14 protein-coding genes and 1 tRNA gene are annotated in these 18,292 nt (G+C 59.6%); 13 read left to right on the top strand and 2 right to left on the bottom strand.

Features of this window, described 5'->3' with window-relative positions; all coding sequences use genetic code 11:
- The first annotated feature begins 17 nt into the window (after window positions 1–17).
- The 3 genes from N1937_RS03730 to N1937_RS03720 all read left to right on the top strand — a co-directional run bounded on the left by N1937_RS03730 (window position 18) and on the right by N1937_RS03720 (window position 2,765).
- Window positions 18–248: a helix-turn-helix transcriptional regulator gene (locus N1937_RS03730; RefSeq protein ID WP_162118261.1), complete on the top strand. Its 231-nt coding sequence runs from the start codon at window positions 18–20 to the stop codon at window positions 246–248.
- A complete protein-coding gene (locus N1937_RS03725) occupies window positions 245–1,507 on the top strand; it encodes a type II toxin-antitoxin system HipA family toxin (protein WP_260057504.1) in 1,263 nt (420 codons plus the stop codon). The genes N1937_RS03730 and N1937_RS03725 overlap by 4 nt, the downstream gene beginning before the upstream one ends.
- Window positions 1,508–1,985: 478 nt before the next feature.
- Window positions 1,986–2,765: an SDR family NAD(P)-dependent oxidoreductase gene (locus tag N1937_RS03720; RefSeq protein ID WP_260057503.1), complete on the top strand. Its 780-nt coding sequence runs from the start codon at window positions 1,986–1,988 to the stop codon at window positions 2,763–2,765.
- A gap of 14 nt (window positions 2,766–2,779) precedes the next feature.
- On the opposite strand, the gene N1937_RS03715 is transcribed toward N1937_RS03720, so the two are convergent.
- Window positions 2,780–3,913 (bottom strand): Fic family protein, encoded by a 1,134-nt coding sequence (locus N1937_RS03715; protein ID WP_260057502.1) that lies wholly within the window; start codon window positions 3,911–3,913, stop codon window positions 2,780–2,782.
- A 242-nt stretch (window positions 3,914–4,155) separates the two neighbouring features.
- Between N1937_RS03715 and N1937_RS03710 the strand changes: the two genes are divergently transcribed.
- The 7 genes from N1937_RS03710 to N1937_RS31505 all read left to right on the top strand — a co-directional run bounded on the left by N1937_RS03710 (window position 4,156) and on the right by N1937_RS31505 (window position 14,648).
- The gene (locus N1937_RS03710) at window positions 4,156–4,935 is read left to right on the top strand and encodes an SDR family NAD(P)-dependent oxidoreductase (protein ID WP_260057501.1); all 780 of its coding nucleotides are present in this window, start codon (window positions 4,156–4,158) and stop codon (window positions 4,933–4,935) included.
- A gap of 163 nt (window positions 4,936–5,098) precedes the next feature.
- On the top strand, window positions 5,099–8,509 hold the full coding sequence (gene hsdR / locus N1937_RS03705) for a type I restriction-modification system endonuclease (protein WP_260057500.1): 3,411 nt from the start codon (window positions 5,099–5,101) through the stop codon (window positions 8,507–8,509).
- Window positions 8,510–8,574: 65 nt separating this feature from the next.
- Window positions 8,575–10,110 carry a class I SAM-dependent DNA methyltransferase gene (locus tag N1937_RS03700; RefSeq protein WP_260057499.1) on the top strand — a complete coding sequence of 512 codons (1,536 nt, stop codon included), beginning with the start codon at window positions 8,575–8,577 and terminating at the stop codon, window positions 10,108–10,110.
- Window positions 10,107–11,723, top strand: a complete 1,617-nt coding sequence (locus N1937_RS03695) for a restriction endonuclease subunit S (RefSeq protein ID WP_260057498.1) — start codon at window positions 10,107–10,109, stop codon at window positions 11,721–11,723. Before N1937_RS03700 ends, N1937_RS03695 begins: the two co-directional genes overlap by 4 nt.
- 6 nt (window positions 11,724–11,729) lie before the next feature.
- The gene (locus N1937_RS03690; protein ID WP_260057497.1) at window positions 11,730–13,421 is read left to right on the top strand and encodes an AAA family ATPase; all 1,692 of its coding nucleotides are present in this window, start codon (window positions 11,730–11,732) and stop codon (window positions 13,419–13,421) included.
- On the top strand, window positions 13,421–14,236 hold the full coding sequence (locus N1937_RS03685) for a hypothetical protein (protein ID WP_260057496.1): 816 nt from the start codon (window positions 13,421–13,423) through the stop codon (window positions 14,234–14,236). The genes N1937_RS03690 and N1937_RS03685 overlap by 1 nt, the downstream gene beginning before the upstream one ends.
- The gene (locus N1937_RS31505; protein WP_441005656.1) at window positions 14,202–14,648 is read left to right on the top strand and encodes a restriction endonuclease; all 447 of its coding nucleotides are present in this window, start codon (window positions 14,202–14,204) and stop codon (window positions 14,646–14,648) included. The genes N1937_RS03685 and N1937_RS31505 overlap by 35 nt, the downstream gene beginning before the upstream one ends.
- Before the next feature lie 211 nt (window positions 14,649–14,859).
- Here the strand turns inward: N1937_RS31505 and N1937_RS03675 are convergent.
- Window positions 14,860–14,933 (bottom strand) — tRNA-Gln (locus tag N1937_RS03675).
- Between the two features lie 161 nt (window positions 14,934–15,094).
- Here N1937_RS03675 and N1937_RS03670 point away from each other — a divergent pair.
- The 3 genes from N1937_RS03670 to N1937_RS03660 are packed head-to-tail and all read left to right on the top strand — an operon-like array spanning window position 15,095 to window position 18,197.
- On the top strand, window positions 15,095–16,003 hold the full coding sequence (locus N1937_RS03670) for an MBL fold metallo-hydrolase (RefSeq protein WP_260057495.1): 909 nt from the start codon (window positions 15,095–15,097) through the stop codon (window positions 16,001–16,003).
- Between the two features lie 23 nt (window positions 16,004–16,026).
- The gene (locus tag N1937_RS03665) at window positions 16,027–16,476 is read left to right on the top strand and encodes a thiol-disulfide oxidoreductase DCC family protein (protein ID WP_260059050.1); all 450 of its coding nucleotides are present in this window, start codon (window positions 16,027–16,029) and stop codon (window positions 16,474–16,476) included.
- Complete coding sequence (locus tag N1937_RS03660) at window positions 16,473–18,197, top strand: SDR family oxidoreductase (RefSeq protein WP_260057494.1); 1,725 nt, start codon at window positions 16,473–16,475, stop codon at window positions 18,195–18,197. The genes N1937_RS03665 and N1937_RS03660 overlap by 4 nt, the downstream gene beginning before the upstream one ends.
- The last annotated feature ends 95 nt before the right edge of the window (window positions 18,198–18,292 follow it).

Raw genomic sequence — 18,292 nt, 5'->3', positions numbered from 1 at the left:
CCGATCGGGAAAACCACATGCCAAAACACGTACAGAGTCCAGCCGACATCGGCGCCCTGGTTCGAAGCACCCGCAAGGAGCAAAACCTGCGGCAGGACGAGCTTGCCGGCGTTGCCGGTGTCGGGCTTCGCTTTATCGTCGACCTCGAAGCCGGCAAGCCCACGGCGCAGATCGGCAAAGTCCTGCAGGTTCTGCAAACGCTTGGCTGCTCCCTCGACATTCTGGCTCCCGGCGAGCGCAGGCGATGACATCAAGGCTTCTCAACGTCTGGTGGGGCGGCCGCATTGTCGGTCAATTCACGCAGGACAGACACGGCGATATCGGCTTTGTCTATGCGCGAGCCTGGCTGGACGATGACAAAACGCTGCCGCTCTCGGCGTCTCTGCCGAAACGACTGGAGCGATTTACCCGCCAGGAATGCCGACCGTTTTTCGGCGGCCTGCTGCCCGAGGAAAGCCAGCGCCTGGCCGCAGCACGGGCCTTGGGCGTGTCTCCCGACAATGACTTTGCGCTTCTCGATCACCTGGGCGGCGATGTCGCCGGTGCGCTGCAACTGCTTGCCGAAGGTGAGGCACCGACCGAGACTGGGTCGATTGCAGATCGCCAGCCCGTGCCCCTGGACGAAGCAGGCATCGTTGCCGTGCTGGAGGCGCTACCCGTGCGGCCTCTGCTGGCCGGTGAGGAAGGCCTCAGACTGTCGCTTGCCGGCGCGCAGTCCAAACTGCCGGTTATTCTGGTCGATGGCCGGATCGAGCTTCCCCTGCCCGGTCAGGCCACAACCCATATTCTGAAGCCGCCGATAGCCGGCTTCAAGGCGACGACCGAGAACGAAGCTTTCGTGATGAGGCTTGCGGCCGCCAGCGGGCTCGATGTCGCAGCCGCCGAACCGAGATATGTGCAGGGACGCCCGTTCCTTCTGGTCGAACGATATGACCGCGTGCGCGGCGCCGGCGGACTGGTTCATCGCATCCACCAGGAAGATTTCTGCCAGGCACTCAGCGTGCCGCCGGAAACGAAATATGCGAGCGAAGGCGGGCCGACCTTCAAGGATGGCTTCGATCTCATACGGCGGATTTCGGCAAGGCCGGCTGTCGACGTGCTGAAGCTGCTGGACGCGGCCATCTTCAACCTGATCGCCGGAAATGCCGATGCCCACGGCAAGAACTTCTCCATCCTCTACGATAGCCAAGGCCCGCGGCTGGCAAAACTCTATGACCTCCTCTCCACCGTGATCTATCCGGACCTGTCGCCAAGGCTGGCGATGAGAATCGGCCAGCGCGCCACACTGGCCGAAATGGATGCCGAGGGCTGGAAGGCCTTTGCGGAAGAAGCCGGCATCGGCACTCCGCTGTTGCGCCGCCGCGTGAACGAGCTTTGCGACAAGGTGCTGACATTGACCGGCAAGGTCGCCGATGAGCTGGCAGAGGTATCGCCCGATCGAGGATCGATCGACGCGATCGCCGGCGTGATAACAGACCGAGCCGAGACAGCGAGGTTGACTTTATAAGGTTGAGGGAAACGGGAAACGACGCCCGACGTCCAGCCTCTTGCCGGTCGCCTCTCCCCACTCTCCGTCATCCTCGGGCTTGACCCGAGGACCCATGCCGTTGCCGATGAGTGCTGCATGAGCTTCGAGTCAAAGCGCTGAAATCTCCGCCTAAAAAGCCCTCGTCCACCTGCCGGCACCCGTCCTTCGGACCCCCCGCTCGCTGGGCAAAGACCCCGCCCAAACCCCTCCCCACAAGGGGGAGGGGCTTAACCTGCCGCACCGCATCTCCCCAAAACTCCAGATCGGCAAACGACGAGATGATCTCGGGCAAAGCGGTGATGCTGGGCTAGCCCCTCCCCCTTGTGGGGAGGGGTTGGGGAGGGGTCTTAGATCGGTCCGAACCGCCTACATATCGACCAACCCCAGGAACCCACACCCCAACTCCCGCATTGAACTGATTGACTGACGCCTCCACGCCACCGCGAAAGGAAACCCCATGAGCCGCATTTTCATCACCGGTTCCACCGATGGCCTCGGGCTTGCCGCCGCCCGCACCCTGATGAAGGAAGGCCACGAGGTCGTGCTGCATGCGCGCTCCAGCGAGCGCGCCTCCGATATCTCCGAAATTTCGGCTGCGGCACTCGGCGTCGTCATCGGCGATCTCGCCAGCGCCGTCGAAACGCGGTCGATCGCCCTTCAGGTCAATACCATCGGCCGCATGGACGCCGTCATCCACAATGCCGGCATCTACCTCGAGCGCAGCCGGGGCGAAACGCCTGATGGTCACGCCAAGACGCTGGCGGTCAATGTGCTTGCCCCCTATCTGCTCACCGGCTGGATCACGCGCCCCGATCGCCTGATCTATCTCACCAGCGGCATGCACCGCGGCGGCAGCAGCGCCCTTGGCGATATCGACTGGAAGAAGCGGCCGTGGAACGCCACCCAGGCCTATTCGGAAAGCAAGCTCTATATCGCCACCCTCGCAGCTTCTGTCGCCCGCCATTGGCCGGATGTGCTGAGCAACGCGGTGGATCCCGGCTGGGTGCCGACAAAGATGGGCGGCGCCGGCGCGCCCGATGATCTTGAAATGGGGCACCTTACGCAGACATGGCTTGCGACGAGCGAGGAGGGAGCTGCGAAGGTCAGTGGTGGTTATTGGTATCATCGGCAGCGGCGGGAGGCGGCGGCGGAGGTTAGCGATCCCGGGTTTCAGGATGCGCTGGTGGAGAAGCTTGCTGGGTTGACTGGGGTTCGGTTGTTTGAAGAGCGCGGGTGAGGCGCAGCCGGCGCCTATTCGCGAACAATTCGCAGCAGCGGCTCAAAGCTGTATAGAGCCGGACGCCTGCCTGCGGAGGGCTCCAATGTCTTAACCAGCTCCTTCTCGACCAGGATGCGCGTGAACCGGTGTGCAGTTGCTTCCGGAATCCCCGATTTGCTTGTAAATACATTGTTCCGGAACACGGGACGCGAGAACAAAAAGTCGAGCGCCGAGGTGCTCCATTGAGACGTGAGGATCTGCGGAAATTCCCGCTTGAGCTCGTCGTAAAGATCACGAATCCGTTCTGCGGTCGCAAGGTTCTTATTCGCCTGGGTTTCAAGCGCCTCTAGAAAGAACACAATCCACTCGGTCCACGCACCTGATTTCGAAACCTCGCGCATCCCGTCAATATATTCGTCGCGTCGATCTTCGAAATAGCTGCTGATATAGAAGTGAGGAGCGGATATTGCTCCATATTTCCATAGCATTAGGGTGATGAGCATTCGCCCGATTCGGCCATTGCCGTCCTTAAAAGGATGCAATGCCTCAAACTCAAGGTGGGCGACGGCCGTCTTGATCAGTATCTGCCAATTCCTATCCTCGACGAACGAGAAAAGTCGCTCCATCCCATCATTAAGCTGCTCCGGGCGCATCGGGACAAAATGCACTTTGCGGCGCATGCGGTCGGCCAGGTAATTTTGTTCGATCTTGAACTCACCGGGAGAAAGATGTGCACCTCGACCAAAGCCGAGCAGAACCTTGTGAGCGCTCTTGATAAGGAAGCTTGAAAGGGGCGCGCCTTGCTCGATGCTGCGCTGCGCCGCGGTCAGGGCTCGGCTATAGAGGAAGACTTCGATCGCTTCATTCCGATAATGGCCTTGCGGCTCGTTACCGCTTTCCTCCTGATCTGCCTCATACCGCAGGACTTCGTCTAGAGTGCTTACGGTTCCTTCCATTCGGGACGAGACGACAGCTTCCTGATTGCGCAATGGCGCAAGCAGGATTTCACTATTGTGCATGCCTTTCAGCATCTGATCATAACGGGCAAGCGCGGCTGATGCCGAGGCGATCGGCATTATAAGCTGGTTGGCATCAATCCTCTCTGGAGGAAACTGATCGTAGTGGTATTCTACAGCATCTGATAGGTCGAGAGGATGTTGGACCATATTTGACTTCCAGATTTCGCGAAATTTGCAAGGCAAATAGCCTTGTCTGCACCATGATCAACTCAATGGCGTTTGTCTATCAAAAAATGCAGATATTGATAGACAAGCAGTTTTGAGTTTGATTCGTGACAGTCAACCTGGCTTGAGGTCTGAAATCGCTATTCTTTGAGAGTCAATGAGCTCGCACCAAAGCTGGCAACGAGGATGGGCAAACGCGCCACGCGACCGCGAAAGGAGCCCCCATGAGCCGCATCTTCATCACCGGTTCCACCGATGGCCTCGGCCTTGCCGCCGTTCGCACCCTGATGAAGGAGGGCCATGAGGTCGTGCTGCATGCCCGCTCCAGCGAGCGCGCCTCCGATATCTCCGAAATTTCGGCTGCAGCACTCGGCATCGTCATCGGCGATCTCGCCAGCGCCGTTGAAACGCGATCGATCGCCCTTCAGGTCAACACCATCGGCCGCATGGACGCCGTCATCCACAATGCCGGCATCTACCTCGAAAGAAGCCGGGGCGAAACGCCGGAAGGTCACGCCAAGACGCTGGCGGTGAATGTGCTTGCCCCCTATCTGCTCACCGCATGGATCACCCGCCCCGATCGCCTCATCTATCTCACCAGCGGCATGCACCGCAGCGGCAGCAGCGCCCTTGGCGATATCGACTGGAAGAAGCGGCCGTGGAATGCAAGCCAGGCCTATTCGGAAAGCAAGCTCTACATCGCCACCCTCGCCGCCGCCGTCGCCCGCCATTGGCCGGATGTTTTCAGCAATGCGGTGGACCCCGGCTGGGTGCCGACCAAGATGGGCGGCGCCGGCGCGCCCGACAACCTCGAAATGGGGCATCTCACGCAGACGTGGCTTGCGACGAGTGAGGACGAAGCTGCGAAGGTGAGCGGTGGTTATTGGTACCATCGTCAGCAGCGGGAGGCGGCGGCGGAGGTTAGCGATGTTGGGTTTCAGGATGCGCTGGTGGGGAGGCTTGCCGAGTTGACTGGTGTTCGGCTGCTTGAGGAGCGCGGATAGGCACAAGACCGTTTCTCGTTGAATTTATTTTCGTTCTCAGCTCCCAGTACTTTTAATGTATCAGAAATAATTTCCGCTCATCAATTTGTAGGAGCTGTTTGCCCGCACTCAAAACGTGTGGCATGTCTATGCCAGGCGGGGATCAGGGCATTGGGTAGAGTAGTTGTCGGCTAATTTTGATCATCTGCGGGAGATTAGCAACGAGCTCCACCGTCTCGGTGTACTGGCCGAGCGTTTCTTTTCGGAAGACGCAAACACCTCGCTGATCAAGAGCCGTCAGTTCGGCGAATATATGGTCAAGGAAATCGCGGCTCTGTCTGGCGTTTATGACACCTCCAGCCGCGAAACGACGCATGACCTTCTTCGTCGCCTCGCAACTCAGCAAGTACTGCCGCGCGAGGTGGCCGATATCTTTCATGCGGTGCGCAAGGCAGGCAACAAAGCGAACCACGACTTTGGCGGCTCATCCGCTGAGGCGCTCTCCGCTCTAAAATTCTGCCGCGCGCTCGGTATCTGGTATCGGCGGACCTATGGCCGCGACCCGAATTTCAAGCCAGGCCCGTTCGTGCCGCCCAGATCGCCGCAGGAAGTGGATCAGGCCACCCAGTCTGAACTCGATGCCCTCCGGCGCCAGGTACAGGAAGCCGAGGCAAAGCTCGCCGCAGCGCACGCCTCAGGCGACGAACTGGCCAGGGCACGAGCCGCCGCCGAGGAACTCGCCCGTCAGAGGGCCGAAGAAAGTCCTGTCTGGGCGAAAACAGCCCTTGAGCTCGAATCGAACCAGGCCGATATCGCTCGGAATCTAGAGGAACTGCAGAAACAGGCGGAGGCGCAGCCGCAACAGCTGCAATTAGAGTTCAAGCAGGCCGGCCTGCAGGCCGCCAGCCGCCTAGAACTCGATGAAAGACAAACCCGCCGCCTCATCGACGTGCAGCTTGTCGATGCCGGTTGGGAGGCCGATAGCGGCACACTCGTCCATCAGAAGGGCGCGCGGCCGGAGGAAGGGCGGAACCTCGCAATTGCCGAATGGCCGTCAGAGGGCGGACGAGTCGATTATGCCCTTTTCATCGGGCTTACCTGCGTCGGTGTCATTGAGGCAAAGCGCGAGAGCGTGGATGTGCCGTCAACACTGCACCAGGCAGAACGTTATGCCCGAACTATCGAACTGCCGCCGGAGCACCAACATCCAGACGGACCCTGGAAACATGGGCTGGCGGATCCTTTCCGCGTGCCCTTCGTCTTCGCCACCAATGGCCGCCCTTTCGTCCGCCAGTGGCAGACCAAGTCCGGCATTTGGTTCTGCGACCTGCGCCGTGACACAAACCATCCGAGGCCGCTCACGGCTTGGTTTTCGCCAAAGGATCTGCCCGACATTCTGGAGACCGATCTCGATGCAGCCGCCCAAGGCTTGGCCGAGGAAAGCTTCGGCAAGGGCAAGATGCGCCCCTATCAGGAAGAGGCGATCGCTGCGGTCGAGGATGCAATCGTCGCGGGCCAGCGCGAGATACTCGTCTCGATGGCGACCGGCACCGGCAAAACGCGTACTAGTATCGCGCTAATGTACCGCCTGCTGAAGCACAAGCGGTTCCGCCGCATCCTCTTCCTCGTCGACCGCAAAGCCCTTGGCAAACAAACGAACGACGCGCTGGAAACGACCGAGATCGAAGGCATGCTGAACTTCGCCCAGATCTACAAGGTCGCAGGGCTAGAGAAGAAGGTTCCGGAGGACGAAGATCAGGTACAGGTCGCGACCGTCCAGTCGCTGATCGCCCGCATCCTCAACGAACCGGACCCTGCCAAGCGTCCGACGCCTGGCACCTTCGACTGCATCATCGTCGACGAAGCCCATCGCGGCTATACACTCGATGCGGAGCTGCGCGAAAGTGAGATCGGCTTCCGCAATCTGGATGACTACCAGTCGGCCTATCGCCAGATCCTCGACTATTTCGACGCCGTGAGAGTGGCGCTCACCGCGACGCCCGCACTCCACACCCGCGAGATTTTCGGCCATCCGGTCTTCCACTATGGCTATCGCCACGCGGTCGTTGAAGGTTACCTAAACGATCATCTGCCGCCGAAACGCATCACCACGGCACTGTCAGAGGCCGGCATTCATTTCGATGGTGGCGAGGAGGTCGAGATTATCGATCGGAAGACGGGCCAGATCGATCTTTTCGAACTGCCGGATGACGTTCCGCTCGACTACGATCTCGCCGATTTTAACAAGCGGGTCTATTCGGAGTCCTTCAACCGCATCGTCTGCCGGGCGATCGCAACCGAGATCCCGCCTGGCAAGCCAGGCAAGACGCTGATCTTCGCCGCCCGCGATGCCCATGCCGATGATATCGTCCGCCTGCTGATCGAGGAACTGCAAGAGGAACACGGCAAGGATGCTGTTCCCCACAACATGGTGACGAAGATCACCGGCAATGTCGACAAGCCCGACGACCTGATCCTGAAGTTCAAGAACGACCCCTACCCAAAATATGTCGTCACCGTCGACCTGCTGACGACGGGTATCGACGTGCCCTCAATCTGCAATCTCGTCTTCGTCCGCAGGGTCAAGAGCCGTATCCTCTACGACCAGATGATCGGCCGCGCCACGCGGCTCTGTCCGGAGATCGGCAAGGAGTATTTCCGCATCTTCGATGCCGTCGATCTTTATGCCGAGCTGCAGGAGATGACGGATATGCGCCCAGTCGTCATCAAGCCGGATGTCTCGCTCGGCCAGCTTGTCACCGATCTAGACACGGCGGAAACGGACGAGGACAAGAGCTGGGTCGCCGGCCAGGTGATTGTCCGCATGCGCGCAATGGCAAAACGTATGGATGCCGAAACCCGCGAAAGTTTTGAGCGTCATACGGGCGAGACGCCGGAAATGGCGGTGCAGCGACTTGCCACCCGCTCCGGCCCCGAGTTGCAGGACTGGCTGAAAGCCCATCCGCGCGTGCTCGAACTTCTGGAGCGCCGTCCGGCGCACACTGGCGACGGAAGTGACGGCGTGGTGATCTCCACCCATGAGGATGAGCTGCTGCGCATCGAGGAAATCTTCGGCAAAAACACCACGCCGGAGGATTACATCACCGGCTTCGAACGTTTCGTGCGCGAGAACATGAACCAGGTCCCAGCGTTGATTGCCGTTACACAGCGCCCGCGCGATCTGACGCGCAAGGAGCTGTCGGAACTGGCCGGCCTGATGGACGAGAGGAACTATTCCGAAGCCATGCTGCGCGCGGCTTATGGCAAGGCTCGTAATGCCGATATCGCGGCCCATATTATCGGCTTTGTTCGCCAGGCAGCGCTTGGCGATCCGCTGGTTCCCTATGCGAAGCGGGTGGAAGACGCGATCTTGGAGATCGAACAGTCACGCCCCTGGACTCAGAAGCAGAAGGAATGGCTGCGCCGCATCGGCCGAGCGCTGAAAGACAAGCCGGTGGCCGATCCGACCCTGCTCGATCAAGGCGTCTTTGCCGACAAGGGCGGGTTCAAGCGCATCTCCCAAGAGTTCGACGGCGAACTGGACGATGTCCTGCACTCCTTCAACGAAGCAATTTGGGGATCGTCCGCCGCCTGAGTTGACCAGAGCCCCACCACCGCTACAAACGCATCACCGATCCGCGATCAGAAAAGAATACAGCCATGAATGCCAATGCCATCGTCCAGAAACTCTGGCGTCTCTGCACTGTACTCAGGAAGGACGGCATCACCTACCAGCAATATGTGACCGAGCTGACCTATCTGCTGTTTCTGAAGATGATGGCCGAGCGCAACCGCGAAACCGCCAGCCTGCCGAAGACGATGCGTTGGGCGGATCTGGTGGCCGCCAACGGCCTCGCCAAGCTGGATCATTACCGCAAGACGCTGGTAACCCTGGGCGCAACCAGCACCCGCCTCGGCAAGGAGGACGCGCTCGTTCTGCCACCCGGCGACAATGCGGGGTCCGAAGAGCGGAAGCGCTATGCCGATGCCCGGCCGCTGCCGGAGATGGTGCAGGAGATCTTCGACAACGCTTCTACCTTCATCCGCGAGCCGCAGAACCTGACAACGCTGGTCACCGCCATCGACGAACTCGACTGGTTCTCCGAAGATCGCGACCAGTTCGGCGACCTCTACGAAGGCTTGCTGCAGAAGAATGCGGAAGAAACCAAGCGCGGCGCCGGCCAATATTTTACGCCCCGGGTGCTGATCGAGCTACTGGTGCGGCTGATGCAGCCGCAGCCCGGCGAGGTGATCCAGGATCCCGCCGCAGGCACTGGCGGCTTCCTCATCGCCGCCGACCGTTATATGCGCGCCCGCACCGACAACTACTTCGATCTCGCCGAAAAGGAACAGGAATTCCAGAAGCGCCAGGCCTTCCACGGCATGGAAAACGTGCCGGGCACGCTGCGCTTGCTGCTGATGAACCTCTATCTGCACGACATCGACAGCGACCATGTCGATCTGGGCGACACACTCTCCGACAAGGGCAAGGGCCTCGGCCGCGCCAATCTCATCCTCACCAACCCGCCCTTCGGCCCGGCAGGCGGTGCACCAACGCGGGACGATCTCTCCGTCACCGCCACTGTCTCCTCCTACCAGCTTCCCTTTGTCGAACACTGCATCCGCGCGCTTCAGCCTGGTGGCCGCGCCGCGATCGTCGTGCCGGACAACGTGCTGTTCGAAGATGGGCGCGGCAAGCAGCTTCGCCTGATGATGATGGACTGGTGCGACCTGCACACCATCCTGCGTCTGCCGACCGGCATCTTTTATGCGCAGGGGGTGAAGACCAATGTCATCTTGCTCACACGCGGCAAGACCGAGAGCGGCAACACCAAGGCCGTCTGGATCTATGACCTGCGCGCCCAGATGCCGAAGTTCGGCAAGACGACGCCGCTGACGGAAGCCCATTTCGAAGGCTTCGAAAAGGCCTTCGGCTCGAGCCCGCATGGTGCGGAGCGCGGCCCGGACGAAGGCGAGGCCGGTCGCTGGCGCAAGTTCAAACGCGAGGACATCGCCAAACGCGGCGACAATCTCGACATCGCTTGGCTGCGCGAGGCGGAGGAAGAGGCGGAAGAAGGCCTGACCGAACCCGACGACATCGCCGCCGCGATCCTCGACCATCTGCAGGCCGCGACGCTGGAAATCGAGGCGCTGATGGAGGAACTCGGCGGCGAACCGCCGGAGGCGGCCGAATGAGCTTCGGAGAGGCAATTGCGGATCTCGTAGATCAATCTCTCGATCCTATTCTCCAGACGGCCAAATCATGGCAACGAGTACCGTTGGCCGAAGTTGTCGACATTCTCAATGGTTATCCGTGGCCGTCGTCCGGCTTTTCAGCCGACCGGGGGCAACCCGTTATCAGAATTCGCAACGTTCTGGATGGTGAAACCTCGACATTCTATGAGGGGGAGATTGTTGACGGCTATTGGATCTTTCCCGGCGATTTGCTTGTCGGAATGGATGGCGACTTCAATCGCAATTTTTGGAAGGGCCCAAAGGCGCTACTGAATCAGCGTGTCTGTAAACTATCGATAAAGCGGGGCTTTTACGACGAGAGGTTCCTGTACCATGTGCTCCCTGGCTACCTAGGTCTCATCAACAAACACACGTCTTCCGTAACTGTTAAACATCTGTCGTCCAAGACCCTCGGGGAAATTCCTCTGCCGCTCCCACCCTTGGCCGAGCAAAAGCGCATCGTGGCCAAGCTGGATGCGCTGAACGCGAAATCCACCCGCGCCCGCATCGAACTCGCCCGCATTGAAACCCTCGTCTCTCGCTACAAGCAGGCCGTACTCAGCAAGGCGTTCAGCGGGGAGCTGACGCGGGAGTGGCGGGCACGGGTGAAAGCCACTGAGCCACGGATCGGCAAACTGGAAGAGCTACTCTCCGTACCTGTCAGAAATGGCCTTTCAGTTAGGGGGTCCGACACCCCACCGGGGTTTCCCGCCTTGAGACTAAGCGCCTTAAGAGAGCGCGAAGTTCGTCTCGACGATGTCCGTTACATTCCGGTGGACGATGACAAGGCGCGCCGTTTCTTGTTGGAGACTGGAGATATTCTTGTCAGTCGTGGGAATGGAACGAGATCGCTGGTAGGAATCGCATCACTTGTTCCGACAGTGGTTCGCCCCACTATCTTCCCGGATACGGCATTCCGTATCCGAGTAGATTACGCGAATGCCTTGCCTTTGTGGCTGACAAGTCTGTGGAATGCGCCGCAAGTCCGATCTCAGATCGAACTCGTCGCTAAGACAACTGCTGGAATATGGAAGATTTCGCAGAAGGATCTAGCGACGATCCAGCTTTCCATCCCATCAACCGTCGAAGAACAACACGAAATCGTCCGCCGCATCGAATCCGCCTTCGCCAAAATCGACCGGCTGGCGGGGCAAGCGAAGCGGGCGCTGGAACTGGTGGGTCGGCTGGACGAGGCGATCCTCGCCAAGGCCTTTGGCGGCGAACTGGTCCCCCAGGACGAAAACGACGAGCCCGCCAGCTCATTGTTGGAGAAAATCAAGCAAATCCGAATAAGCCAGCCGGCTGAATCCAAGAGGACGGCTCCCGCAAGAAAAGGAAAGGTTCCCAAAATGGCACGCTCGATCCTGGAAACGCTTGTCCAAGCGAAAGACTGGCTCAGTGCCCAAGAGCTCTTCGCGCGTTGTGGTGTACGGAACGGATCTTCCACCGAAGATGTTGAAAAGCTCTACAGACAGCTGTTGGATTTGGAGAGGCAAGAGAAAGTTGAAATCGAAGAGGTGGTAGACCCTGCATCTGGGGCAAAGCAGGGCGACAGGGTGAGGTTGCGAAAGTAGATCTAGATGAGGCTTGATAAATTCAAGATTGGGAGCGCCAAAAGCAGCCCGACGCACGCTTACAAAAACCTGAAGGATGTCTGCATCGACTTCGACGAAAAGCAGTGGGTCACGGTCGTTATCGGTTGGAACGGTACGGGAAAATCGAACGTTCTGGAGGCGCTTTCCATCATTTTTCGGGAACTCATCAGTCCTAAAAAACCGTCGCGGCCCCAGATCGATTTTGCCTTTGAGCTCTCCTATGAAATCGGCAATGGCCCCAACGCTCGCAAGATCTATCTCGAAAATGATCCGGACCGTTCGGAAGCTTTGAAGATAGAAGTAGAGCAACTGACCGCTTCGTCCGCGGTAGATGAAATCGTCAGCAGGCGGCTCCTCCGCGTCTCGGAACTCTTGAAGGACGACAGGAATCTACCGCGTTTCGTCTTCAGCTACTATTCGGGTGAAAGCAGCCGACTGAAGAATGTCTATGCTCCTTATTTGAGCAGATTGGATAAACAGCTCAGATCGGGAGAGAATCCTGGTCTCAAGCGGCTGTTTTTTGCGTTGCCTGAACACAGCCAATTCGTCCTGCTGGCCTTTCTAATAGTTGAAAGCCCGGTGGTTCGGAGCTTCTTAGCGGAGCAGCTCAATCTGGACCCCGAGACGGGGTTGGACTCCGTCCTGTTTGTCCTGCGGCAGCCGCCCTGGAACTCGAGAGAGGGAGATAGCCGCTTCTGGAACGCGAAGGGTGTGGTACAGGGTTTCCTTGATCGACTTATGAAGATCTCGCTGTGCCCAATCGATATCAAGCGCGCTGAAATCGTTTCTCAGTGGGGCAAGCCCAAGCAATTGGAGTTCAAGTACCATCTGATCAAAGACTTGGATGCACTGCGGAAGTTGGTCGGCGAACAAACGCCCGCTGAGTTCTTCCGCGATCTTGAGAGCACGCATGTTTCTCAACTTATCGATGAGATCCGAATAAATGTGCGAGTGAAGAAAAACGAGGCGCCCATCACGTTCGCCGAGTTGAGCGAAGGGGAGCGCCAGCTTCTAACCGTTCTGGGACTTATGCGCTTCACGGCTGGTGAAGAAAGCCTGTTCCTGTTGGATGAGCCGGACACGCATTTGAATCCGCGTTGGAGCGTCGACTATCTCAGATACATCGAAGATTTTATTTCCGAAACTGAAGGAGAGCCAGGTTCCTTCAGCAGCCATGTGGTGCTGACGACGCATAACCCAATGGCGATTGCGGAACTGCAGCGCGAACAGGTCCAGATACTGGTCGTGCAGGAAAGCGAAAATCAGCGTCGGATCGAGTCAGTCTTCCCAGAGGAGAGCCCGAAAGGGATGGGCTACGCATCGATCATAACGAGCGACATGTTCGGCATAGCATCTACGTTGGATCGGGATACGCAGGCCCTGCTTGAGAAGCAACGTGAGCTTGGCAGTAGGGATAAGCTTACGGAAGATGAGGAGCAAGAACTGACCAAGGTCAACCGAGATCTTGGAAGGCTAGGTTTCAGGTTTGATCATCCGGATGATGAGTATAAGCGATATCTAAGGTTAAGAAGTGAATTGCTTCACAAGATTTTCGAAGCGCGCGAGACGGAAGATATTTTGAATGGTGTCACTCGACTGGGCCGAGAGGAGCGTGAGCAGATTGCGAACGAAGCGGTTGCACAGCTGCTCAATGACGATGACGAAGAGAGTGATTGATGCGGTGGATTGATCAGGAGAGAATTGAGCTTCCCGAAGGCTGGATGAATAAAGCGGCCGCCGCCAAGAAAAAGATGGAAGACGACAACTTGAAACCTGATGATCTGTCTAAAGTCTGGACTGATCTTAAAGGAAACTTGGGGAAGTTAACTGACAAGAGGTGTTGGATTTGTGAGGCGCCAGCCGTGCGATCTGACAATGCGGTTGATCACTTTCGCCCGAAGAACCGGGTAGCAGAGGCTTTGAAAAGTCCATCCGGCTACAGATGGCTAGCGTTTGATTATAAAAATTTCAGGTACATATGCACCTTCTGTAACAGTAGCCGCAGCGATGTGATTGGCGGAACCGAGGGTGGGAAGGCGGATCATTTTCCGTTGCGCGATGAAACTGTTCGCGCCTACCTTGAAACTGATGACATCGATAATGAAGAACCCATGCTTCTTGATCCCTGTGAGCCAGACGATTGGAAGTTGCTCGGCTGCTCACTAGAATCAGGGCATCCTGTTGCTGCAACAGGCGATGCTCATGAACAAGAGCGCGTTGGGATATCCATCAAGTTCTATCATCTTCACCAAGATGACTTGAAGAAATTACGCCTTACCCAGATCAGAAATCTTGATCAGAAGATATCTGACGCAAAAGATAGGTATGACGAAATGGATGGTACGCCAAAACGAAAGAAGAAGTTCACTTCTGCCCTGGCGGCCATCAAGAGATTGATTTCTCCTGGGTCAGATTTTAGTGGAGAAATGTACAATCATGTGAAAAAGCGCCGGGACAATGGGTACCCTTGGCTCCAAAGGCTTGTGGATTGAGCCCACGCGGTACTGCAGGCTGCTAGACGACGAACTACTTCAGCGCATCCTCGCCAACAGTCCGGCCTTCTTCGAACAACTGATAGTCGATTTGCTGGTTGCCATGGGTTATGGCGGCAGCCACAAGGACGCCGCCGCACGGCTCGGCCGCTCCAGTGACGGCGGCGTCGATGGCATTGCCACGAGGATCGCCTCGGCCTCGACCGCATCTATGTCCAGGCCAAGCGCTATGCACCCGGCAACCCTGTCGGACGCCCAGACGTCAAGGGCTTCGTCGGAAGTCTCGTCGGCCGCGGCGCCACCAAGGGCGTCTTCGTCACCACCTCCATCTTCAGTCAGCCGGCTCGTGACTACGTCAAGCATCCCCAGCGCGTCATCCTCATCGATGGCCAAGAACTGGCCGATCTCATGATCGAGCACGGCGTTGGAGTGCGGGGCTATCGCACCGTCGAGTTCAAGCGGCTGGACGAGGACTTTTTTGGCGAGGAGTGATCCCAGATTGCCAATCTCAGCAACGGCAGCGGAATCCGCATTCGCGATCATGCTGAGAAAATGGGAATGCGATTCGTCAGACTGTGACGGTATGAGGAGGCGAAAACGCCAGTTCAAACTTAATAAAATCGTGGCTGGGGCGCCTGGATTCGAACCAGGGATGACGGTACCAAAAACCGTTGCCTTACCGCTTGGCGACGCCCCACCAGAGCTTGAGCGGAAACCGCCTGCTCAAATCGACGCCTGATTAGCAAAGCTCTTCGCCTGTCACAATGACTAAGTTTAACCCGGCGCAGATTTATATGCGCCGAGCGGCCGCCGTCGTGCTAGAAATTGGCGACGTCATCGGCCCGAGATCATTCCTTCATGGACAGTCCCGCTTTCGACCTCGCTTTCGAGCCGGCCTATGGGCAGGCCGTGCCGGTTGTTTCAGGTGTCGAGCGGATCACGGCTGAGAATCCTGGGCCTTTCACCTTTTTCGGCACCAACAGCTATATCGTCGGCTCTTCCTCGGTCGCCGTCATCGATCCCGGCCCGGAGGATGAAGCGCATTTTCAGGCGCTGATGGCCGCCCTTGCCGGCCGCGCGGTGACGCATATCGTCGTCAGCCACACGCATCGCGACCACTCGCCGCTTTCCAGTCGGCTGCAGGCGGCAACGGGGGCGATGACGGTGGGGCAAGGGCCGCACCGGCCGGCGCGGCCGCTCAGGGACGGCGAGATCAATCCCTTTTCCGAAAGCTCGGATCTATCCTTCGTGCCCGACATTGCGATCGGCGATGGCGAGACGATTGCGGGCGATGGCTGGTCGCTGAGCGCGGTGCTGACGCCGGGGCACACGGCCAATCATGCCGCCTTCGCGCTTGAGGGCCGCGACCTCCTCTTCTCCGGCGATCACGTCATGGCCTGGTCGACCTCGATCGTCGCGCCGCCGGATGGTTCGATGGCGGATTACATGGCCTCGCTCGACCGGCTGATCAAGCGTGAGGACCGCCTGTTGCTGCCCGGCCATGGCGGGCCGGTGACGCAGCCCGCAAGTTTCCTGCGGGCGCTGAAGGCGCATCGGCTGAAGCGCGAGCAGGCGGTGCTGGCGCGCATCCGGGCGGGCGATCGTGGCATCGCCGAGATGGTGAAGGCGATCTATCGCGATACCGATCCGAAGCTGCATGGGGCAGCCGCGCTTTCCGTTCTCGCCCATATCGAGGATCTGATTGAGCGCGGTATGATTGCAGCGGATGGGCCGCCTTCGCTTGCCGCCAGCTACCGGCCGGCGTAAGGGAGATGAGGGGAGAAATGAGCATGGGGCGCGCCGAATACAGCTATCGCGAAGATCCTGATGTGCCTGATTTTGCCGATGACCGGCCGTTGATCATCTTCGATGGCGAATGCGTGTTCTGCTCCGGCTGGGTGAAGTTCGCGTTGAAACATGACAAGCAACAGCGATACCGTTTCCTCGCGGCGCAGACGCCGCTCGGCGCCGCACTCTACCGGCATTACGGGCTGCATGCGCGCGACTACGAGACCAATATCCTCATCGAAAACGGCCGCGCCTTCTTCAAGTCCGACGGCTCGATCCGCATGGTGGCGGGGCTCGGCTTTCCCTTCTCGCTGGTCAAGATCTTCCGGCTGCTGCCGCGGCGGCCGGCCGATGCGCTCTATGAATTCATTGCCCGCAACCGGCTGAAGATTGCCGGCCGGCAAAGTTGCATGGTGCCGACGCCGCAGCAGCGCAGCCGGTTCATCGCATGAGCGGCGAGAGATTTTGCCTGCTCATCATCGGCGGCTACGGCACGTTCGGCGGGCGGCTGGCCCGGCTGCTGGGCGACGAACCGCGGCTGAGGCTGCTGGTTGCCGGGCGCTCGCTTGAAAAGGCCGACGATTTCGTTGCCGATCTCCGGACGCCGAAAGATGGCGCCGAGGGCCTGGGAAGCAACAATCTCGGTGCGATGGTACAGGCGGTAGCCTTCGATCGTGACGGCGATCTCACAGAACAGCTGACGCGGATGCGGCCTGATCTCGTCGTCGATGCCTCGGGGCCGTTCCAGAGCTTCGGCAAGCATGCCTATAAGGTGATCGAAGCCTGCATCGATCTCGGCATCGATTATGCCGATATCGCCGACAGCACCGGCTTCGTCGCCGGCATCGGTGCGCTCGATGCGGCAGCCAAGGCCAAGGGCACCTTCGCCCTCTCAGGGCTGAGCAGCCTGCCTGCGCTTTCCTTTGCGGCGCTCGAGGCGATGGCGCCGCATTTCTCCCGGATCGACAGTGTCGGGGCGGGCATTGCCCCGTCGGCGCATGTCAAGATCGGGCTCAATGTCGTCAGGGCGATATCAAGCTATGCCGGCAAGAAGATCACGGTGCTGCGCGATGGGCAGCTGGCCGGCGGGCGCGGGCTGATCGATGCGATGCGGGTGACGGTGGCGCCGCCGGGGGTCAAGCCGCTGCGCAGCCGGAAATTCCTGCTGGTGGATGCGCCGGATCTCAAGCTGCTGCCGGCCCGTTTTGCCGATCTGAAATCCACCTTCACCGGCGTCGGAACCGAGCCGCAGCCGCTGCAACGCTTGCTCAGCTTCTCGGCAAGGCTCGTCCGCCTCCGGCTGCTGCCGTCGCTGCTGCCGTTCGCGCGGCTGCTGCAGCGCGCCAGCCACGCTTTCGCGATCGGCGACCATCGCGGCGGCATGTTCGTCCGCGTCGGCGGCGTCGATCACGCCGGAAAGCGGCTGACGTCCGGTTGGCATCTGATTGCCGAAGGTGATGACGGGCCGTTCATCCCCGTGATCGGCGTGGAGGCGCTGGTGCGCCGGCTGCTGACCGGCATGCGGCCGGAGAATGGGGCGCGGCCGGCGGCCGGCGAATTGCAGCTTGCGGATTTCGAAGCGGCCTTCCAGCGGTTTTCGATCACATCCGGCATCACGATGGAAAACGAGGAGGCACGCCAGCCGCTCTACCAGAGGATCCTCGGCAGCGCCTGGGAGCGGCTGCCGCCCGCCCTCGCCGCCCTGCATGCCGGCGGCGCCCGCGTCGCCTCCGGCCGGGCGCGGATCGAGCGCGGCGACGGGCTGCTGGCGAGGATCGTCGCTGGGGTGATCGGCTTTCCCCCGGCGGGTGAGGATGTGCCGGTGACGGTGCGTTTCGTGACCGATGGCGACAAGGAGATCTGGACGCGGGATTTCGGCGGCACGGTCTTCCGCAGCTGGCAGGTCCAGGCAAAGGGCCGCGACCGGCATCTGCTCGCCGAGGTCTTCGGGCCGTTCCGGGTGCTGATGGCGCCGGTGCCGGATGGGGAAAAGCTGCGGCTCGTGGTGCGCGGCTGGCGGTTCTGCGGCATTCCGCTGCCGATGTTTCTGGCGCCGGGTGGCGATACCTATGAGGAGGAGCGCGATGGGCGCTTCCACTTCCACGTGGAGATCGGCGGGCGGCTGACGGGGTTGGTGGTGCGGTATACGGGGTGGTTGGTGGTGGAGGAGTGAGTGTGGCTGCGGTGAAGTCGCCTTGTGGGGGCACAAAGTGACCCTCCCTAACCTCTGCAGGCGTGCCGTGCCAGCCCCCCTCTGCCCTGCCGGGC

This window comes from Rhizobium sp. WSM4643 (genome assembly GCF_025152745.1).
Lineage (GTDB): Bacteria > Pseudomonadota > Alphaproteobacteria > Rhizobiales > Rhizobiaceae > Rhizobium > Rhizobium leguminosarum_I.
The sequence above is the reverse complement of the archived record's forward strand: the minus strand, read 5'-3'. Positions and strand labels throughout refer to the sequence as shown.